This window comes from Mesorhizobium sp. M7A.F.Ca.ET.027.03.2.1 (genome assembly GCF_003999175.1).
Taxonomy (GTDB): domain Bacteria; phylum Pseudomonadota; class Alphaproteobacteria; order Rhizobiales; family Rhizobiaceae; genus Mesorhizobium.
Genome location: NZ_RZOM01000216.1, coordinates 1 through 6,888, shown reverse-complemented (window position 1 = coordinate 6,888; position 6,888 = coordinate 1). Strand labels below are relative to the sequence as shown.

The window sequence follows — 6,888 nt, the reverse complement described above, 5'->3', positions numbered from 1 at the left end:
GTATAGACGATGACGGTCCAGCCGCGCGCATCGGGCATGATGACCTTGCCGGCGACGACCTCCCACAGGAAGAACGGCAGCGAAGTGACGAGTGCCGCAACCGACAGGGCCAGCATCAGGCTCTGCCAATGCATCACCGGTTTCAACCGCAGTCCGACCGAATAGCCGCTGTAGAGAAACACGGCGACCAGCATGATGGCATCGCCGAAATTGAGTTCCAGCGTCAACAGCCGGCGCGGGTCGCCATGGCAGGCGGTGAGGATCACGCCGGCGATGGTTAGCACGACGCCGACAATCTGCGCCCAGTTCACGCGCAGGCGGAAGAAGACGAAATTGGCAGTCATGATCAGGATCGGCATCGCCGCCTGTTCGATCGAGACATTGATCGCTGTCGTGTAGTTGAGCGCCGTGTAGAAGATGGTGTTGAACAGGGTGAAGCCGCTGGCGCCGAGGGCGACCAGCACGAACCAGTGCTTGCGGACGACCGGCCAGTCCTTCTGGATGGTCTTCCAGCCGATGGGCAGCATGATCGCCACGGCCAGAACCCAGCGCAGGAAGACCAGCGTCATCGGCGAGACGTGATCGACCGCCAGCTTGCCGGCCACCGAATTTCCGCCCCAGAGCAAGGTGGTGAGCAGCAGGAATATGTAGGCGCTTCGATGCATCGCGGGATTCCAGTCGCCGGAGCTGCGGTGTTTGCCGGCCTATTGCCCTCGCTCGCCCAAGTAAATGATGTCAAAGCCGAAAATTGTTGTGCCTCAGGGCATTTTCGACGGCAAAGAAAGGTCGCGCTCGCGAGGTCTTGACGTTATAGAGGCCTGTCGTTTCGAACCATATTCAAGCCGCTTGGCGGCGTCTCAAGGGAAAAGAAACATGGCCAATGTGGTGGTCGTCGGCTCGCAGTGGGGTGACGAAGGCAAGGGCAAGATCGTCGACTGGCTGTCGGAGCGGGCCGATGTCGTGGTGCGTTTCCAGGGCGGCCACAATGCCGGCCATACGCTGGTCGTCGACGGCAAGGTCTACAAGCTGTCGTTGCTTCCGTCGGGCGTCGTGCGCCAGGGCAAGCTGTCCATCATCGGCAATGGCGTCGTGTTCGACCCTCATGCTTTCGTCGCCGAGGTGGCCAAGCTCAAGGCGCAAGGTGTCGAAGTCGCACCGGATCGCCTGAAAATAGCCGAAAACACAGCGCTTATCCTGTCCCTGCATCGGGAGCTGGACGGATTCCGTGAGGACGCCGCATCCAATTCCGGGACGAAGATTGGCACGACCCGTCGTGGCATCGGCCCCGCCTACGAGGACAAGGTGGGCCGGCGCGCGGTCAGGGTGATGGACTTGGCGGATTTGGAAACACTGCCCGTGAAGGTTGACAGGCTGCTGACGCACCACAATGCGCTGCGTAGGGGGCTTGGCCATGCGGAAGTCACGCATGACGCGATCATGCAGGAATTGACCTCGGTCGCCGACGACATCCTGCCCTATATGGACCGGGTCTGGAAGATCCTCGACGACAAGCGCCGGGCTGGCGAGCGTATCCTGTTCGAGGGCGCGCAGGGCACGCTGCTTGACATAGACCACGGCACCTATCCGTTCGTAACCTCGTCGAACACGGTTGCCGGACAGGCTGCCGCCGGCTCCGGCGTCGGCCCAGGCGCCATCGGCTATGTGCTCGGCATCACCAAAGCCTATACGACACGCGTCGGCGAAGGTCCGTTCCCGACCGAGCAGAAGAACGAGGTCGGCGAATTCCTCGGCACGCGCGGCCATGAATTCGGCGTCGTCACCGGCCGCAAGCGCCGCTGCGGCTGGTTCGACGCGGTGTTGGTACGCCAGGCCGTCGCTGTCAACGGCATCAAGGGAATCGCGCTGACCAAGCTCGACGTGCTTGACGGGCTGGACGAGATCAAGGTCTGCACGGGTTATCGTCTCGACGGCGAGATGATCGATTATCTGCCGGCCAGCCAGGGCGCGCAGGCACGCGTCGAACCGGTCTACGAGACGCTCGAGGGCTGGAAAGGCACCACTGCCGGCGCGCGCAGCTGGAACGATCTGCCGGCCCAGGCCGTCAAATACGTCCGCTACATCGAAGAGCTGATCGGCGCCCCGGTCGCACTCCTTTCCACCAGCCCGGAACGGGACGACACGATACTTGTGACCGATCCGTTTCAAGACTAGTTTCTGAAGCCTTTCCGGGCATCGCGGCCGATTTGCGGGGGCCGGCGCGGAAACAAAATACAGGTCGACTGAAGCATGGCAGATTACGTTGCTATTCTGAAAAAGGCGCTCGGCAAGCATGGCGACGAGACGCCGGAAAAGCGTACGCGCATCTATGCCAGCGTTCGCACCATGCTGGCGAAGAAGCTTGAGGAATATTCGCCGCCGCCGGCCGCCGAAGCCATAGCCACGCAGATGCGTTCGCTGGAAGACGCGATCGCGAGTGTCGAGCGGGACTATGCCAAGAGCCTGCCGGAGACCGATCCGCTGGCGGAGCTGGAACACATCTTTTCATCGATCGATCGCAACAAGAATCAGCCGAGCCATACACGGCAGCCGGCCAAGGCTGAATCGGCCTGGCCCGCACCGCCCGCTGCAAAGCCTGAATCTTATCAGCCCGCGCCACCACCTGCCGCCAAGGTCGAGCCGAGCTGGCAAAGGGCGACGCCGGCGCCTTCCCAGCAGGCTCGCGCCGACACGCCTCTTCCAGGTATGGATGCCGACGAGGCGGAGGACGAGGCAGATGTCTTTTCCAGCGACGAAGAGCCGGTGTCGGACACCTTCCAGCGCCTGCGTCCCGCCGAGCGCAAGCGCAGCTATGGTGGGCTGATCGCGGCCGTCGTCGCTCTTCTGGTCGTAGCCGGCGGCGGCTACGGAATCTGGCTGAACAAGGATGCCTTCGGCAAAATGCTTGGGCTTGGCGGCAATCAGGTCGCCAAGACCGAGCCGGTGAAACCAGCGCCTGCCAAGCCGGCAACCGATGCCGCGGCAACGCCTCCGGCGCCCGCGGCTGGCGGCACGGAGGCCGAAAGCACGAAATTCACGCAGCGGCTGACGCCGCAGGGCAGTGAAGTCGACCCGGGTCCGGCCGGTGGCCAAAGCGGCATCGGCGAAGGCGAATCGGTCGCCGCGCTGACCACGCCGCCCTCGGCGGCGAACGCACCGGCGATTTCCTCTCCGGCCGCAGGCACACCTGCCGCGGCAGCGCCCCCCGCTACAGGTGCCGCCCCCGCAACGCCGCCTGCCAACGGAGCTGCCCCGGCAGCGCCGCCCGATGCTGCCGGCACGCCGCCCGCACCGGCAGCTGCGCCTGCGGAAACCGCTCTGCCTGTCGGCCAGAAGGCGATCTTCTACGAGGAGCGCACCAGCACCGCCCAGGGCTCCGCCGAGCCCGGCAATATCGTCTGGTCGCTGGTGCAGGAATCGCCCGGTGGCGACCTGCCGCCGGAGCCGGCGATCCGTGCCGAGGCCACCATTCCCGGCAAGGACATCCAGTTGCGCATGACCATCCGCCGCAACACCGATCAGACACTGCCGGCCAGCCATATCATCGAGATGATCTTCCTGACGCCCGACGGTTTCGAGGGCGGCGGTGTCGACAACATCCTGCGCGTCGCCATGAAGGGTTCGGAACAGGATGCCGGCAGCCCGTTGATCGGCATTCCGGCGAAGATCGCCGACGGCTTCTTCCTCGTCGCGCTCAACGATACCAAGGCCGACGAAGACGCCAACATGACCCTGCTTCGCGGCCAGGACTGGATCGACGTACCGGTCGTCTACAAGACCGGACGGCGGGCACTGCTGACCATGGAAAAGGGCATTCCCGGCGAGAAGGTGTTCGACGAGGCGATCAAGGCCTGGCAGGCCAAGACGGCTGGCTGAGAAGGAGCAGTTCAGAAGCCTTGGAACAGCATGTCGAGCGCGGAGACAATCTCGTCATGGTGCCTGGAAAGGCTTCCCTCTGGATCCGGCAATTCCGAGGCAGAGAAGGCTGACATAAACTGGGTGACCATCACATGATCTTTGCCGTTTATGGCGAAGGTCGGGTTTAATCGGCGACCAGGAACCGGGGCTATCTTGGGCGGCATCAGCGGAATGATGATCCTGGTGCTTAGTCCTTCAAGAAGGTCTGATTGCACGTCGAGAAGATAACCGCCGCCCGCGGCATTCCTATAGAAATCATAACGCGCCATCAGAACGGCCGGTGTTTGGCCAGTGGCAGTCCGTTGCGTCTGACATACTCATTGGAGCTGTCGATGGCTTCCTTATTTTCTTCCTGCCATCGGCGCGTTTTTTCTGCCGAGATTGCTTTTGCAATGCCCTCTTCGGCGGCACGTGAGATATTGATGCCCAAAGCTTTCGCATCGCTGATCAACCGAGAGTCGATGGACGTATTCACAGATTGTCGCTGAGGTTTTGACGTCGATTGAAGCATAAAGATCCCTCCTTTTATGCGCATAATCTAGGCGCATAAAAGCCCCCACGCAATCCTTCACCCTTCCATTTCCTCGCGCAACATCTCCAATTCCAGCCATTCTTCCTCCAGCGCCGCCAGCGTCGCGCGCTCCTTGTCGAGGGCGGCGATGGTTTTCTGGAAGGAGGCCGGGTCGCGCTCGTAATAGGCCGGATCGGCGATGTTGTTCTCCAGTCTTGAGATCGAAGCTGTCACAGCCTCGATTTTCTTGGGCAGCGATTCCAGAGCGAATTTCTGCTTGAACGACAGTTTCTTCGCCGGCCCCTTTGGCGCGGCCGCTTCACTTCTGGTCGTCACGGGCGCTTCGCCGTTGTCGGCCTTCGCGCGCGCCTTGCGGTCGTCCAGCCGGGTGCCGCCGCGCTGCGCCAGCATGTCGGAGTAGCCGCCGGCATATTCGATCCAGCGGCCTTCACCATCCGGTGCGATCAGGCTGGTCACGGTGCGGTCGAGGAAATCGCGGTCGTGGCTGACCAGGATGACGGTGCCGGCAAAGCCAGCGACCAGTTCCTGCAGCAGTTCCAGCGTCTCCATATCGAGATCGTTGGTCGGCTCATCGAGCACCAGAAGGTTTGCCGGTCGCGCCAGCACGCGCGCCAGCAAGAGCCGCGCCCGCTCGCCGCCGGATAACTCGCGCACCGGCGTGCGCGCCTGCTCCGGCTTGAACAGGAAATCCTTCATGTAGGAGACGACGTGGCGCTGCTCGCCATTGATGACGAGGTTCTCGCCGCGCCCGTCGGTGAGATATTGCGCCAGCGTCTCCTGCGGGTCGACCGCCTCGCGCTTCTGGTCGAGCGTGGCGATCTCCAGATTGGTGCCGAGCCGCACCGAACCGGCGTCTGGCTTCATCTCGCCGGTCAGCATCTTCAAAAGCGTCGTCTTGCCGGCGCCGTTCGGCCCGACCAGGCCAACGCGATCGCCGCGATGGATGCGGGTCGAAAACCCCTTGACCACGGTGAGATCGCCAAAGCTCTTCTCGATGTTCTTCGCCTCGATCACCAGCTTGCCGGACTCGGCGGCGTCGCTCGCCACCATGGTCGCCGACCCTTCGGCACCGCGATGGCCGCGAAAACGCTGGCGCATGGTCTGCAACTCGCCGAGCCGGCGCATGTTTCGCTTGCGCCGCGCCGTCACGCCGTAGCGCAGCCAATGCTCTTCGCGAACGATCTGGCGGCCGAGTTTATGCTGCTCGCGCTCTTCTTCCTCCAGGACCAGGTCGCGCCATTCCTCGAAATGGCCAAAGCCCTTGTCCAGCCTGCGGGTCTGGCCGCGATCGAGCCAGATGGTGGCGCGCGACACACGTTCAAGAAAGCGGCGGTCGTGCGAGATGACGATCAGTGCCGAGGAGGTGCGGATGAGTTCTTCTTCCAGCCATTCGATGACCGAGAGGTCGAGATGATTGGTCGGCTCATCGAGCAGCAGGATGTCTGGCTCCGGCGCCATGACGCGGGCAAGGGCAGCACGCCTCGCCTCGCCGCCCGACAGATCGTTCGGACGTTCCTCACCCGACAGTCCGAGATGCTCCATCAGATAGCTGGCGCGGTAGGGATCGTCGGCAGGGCCAAGCCCGGCCTCGACATAGGCGCGGACAGTGGCAAAGCCCTCCATGTCGGGCATCTGCGGCAAATAGCGGACAGTTGCCGAAGGCTGGCGGAACACCTCGCCGTCCTGCGGCTCGATCAGGCCGGCGGCGATCTTCAGCAGGGTCGACTTGCCCGACCCGTTGCGGCCGACCAGTGCGATCTTGTCGCCGGCCGAAGCCGTCAAGGCGGCGCCATCGAGCAGCGGCGTGCCGCCGAAGGTCAGTTTTATCCCGTCGAGGTTGAGAAGGGGCGGGGCCATGTCAGCTTTCAGGTAAGGGATAGGGATGAGCGAGCAGCATCGCGCGGCCATGGCCGAGCGCGATTTCGAGGCGGCCCTTGACCTCGTTGGAAATGGTCAGCGACGAACCGAAGGCCACCTTGACGTGGTTCAGCGGCCATTTGGCGCCGGTGACGGTCAACCCGGCAAGCTCGGAAAAGCCGAGCACCGAAAACAGCGTGCCATCGGCATAGTCGAAGCCGGCCGTTCCGCGCAGCAGGGGAATGCCTTCCTGGGCGCCGCTGGTCAGGAGCACATCGGTCCCTGCTTCGGCCAGCCGCAAGGCAAGCGCCAGATGCAGGAAAGCGTGGTCGGCGCGCTTGCCGCCGAAAGCACCGGCGAGCACCAGCCGGGTCGCGCCGCGCTCGAGTGCTGCGGCGATGGCCAGTTCGCCATCGGTCTGGTCCTTTTCCGCCGGGAAGGTCCGGCGCGGCACGGAAGCGAGATCGTCCGGCAGGTTCGCCGGCACGGAATCGAAATCACCCACCCACAGCTCCGGCACGAGGCCCAGCAACTGCGCATGGCCTATGCCGGCGTCGGCGGCGATGACGCGGGAGCCTTCGACC

The 6,888-nt window shown here is 63.5% G+C and carries 7 protein-coding genes; 2 read left to right on the top strand and 5 right to left on the bottom strand.

The annotated features are described in order from the left end of the window. Positions 1-665: DMT family transporter (locus EN750_RS12120; protein WP_145967583.1), on the bottom strand; the 665-nt coding region annotated here is incomplete at its 3' end. A 208-nt stretch (positions 666-873) separates the two neighbouring features. Here EN750_RS12120 and EN750_RS12115 point away from each other — a divergent pair. Next, the gene (locus tag EN750_RS12115) at positions 874-2,172 is read left to right on the top strand and encodes an adenylosuccinate synthase (RefSeq protein ID WP_127267133.1); all 1,299 of its coding nucleotides are present in this window, start codon (positions 874-876) and stop codon (positions 2,170-2,172) included. Positions 2,173-2,247: 75 nt separating this feature from the next. Next, positions 2,248-3,873 carry a hypothetical protein gene (locus EN750_RS12110; protein WP_127396564.1) on the top strand — a complete coding sequence of 542 codons (1,626 nt, stop codon included), beginning with the start codon at positions 2,248-2,250 and terminating at the stop codon, positions 3,871-3,873. Between the two features lie 11 nt (positions 3,874-3,884). On the opposite strand, the gene EN750_RS12105 is transcribed toward EN750_RS12110, so the two are convergent. The 4 genes from EN750_RS12105 to EN750_RS12090 form a co-directional block, all read right to left on the bottom strand. Next, complete coding sequence (locus EN750_RS12105; protein WP_127327637.1) at positions 3,885-4,184, bottom strand: CcdB family protein; 300 nt, start codon at positions 4,182-4,184, stop codon at positions 3,885-3,887. Continuing rightward, positions 4,184-4,426, bottom strand: coding sequence for a type II toxin-antitoxin system CcdA family antitoxin (locus EN750_RS12100; protein WP_127270148.1), 243 nt, complete (start codon positions 4,424-4,426; stop codon positions 4,184-4,186). The genes EN750_RS12105 and EN750_RS12100 overlap by 1 nt, the downstream gene beginning before the upstream one ends. Before the next feature lie 57 nt (positions 4,427-4,483). Next, positions 4,484-6,304 (bottom strand): ABC-F family ATP-binding cassette domain-containing protein, encoded by a 1,821-nt coding sequence (locus tag EN750_RS12095; RefSeq protein ID WP_127396563.1) that lies wholly within the window; start codon positions 6,302-6,304, stop codon positions 4,484-4,486. 1 nt (position 6,305) lies between these two features. After that, the coding region (locus EN750_RS12090; protein WP_127396562.1) for a thiamine diphosphokinase at positions 6,306-6,888 on the bottom strand (583 nt) is incomplete at its 5' end.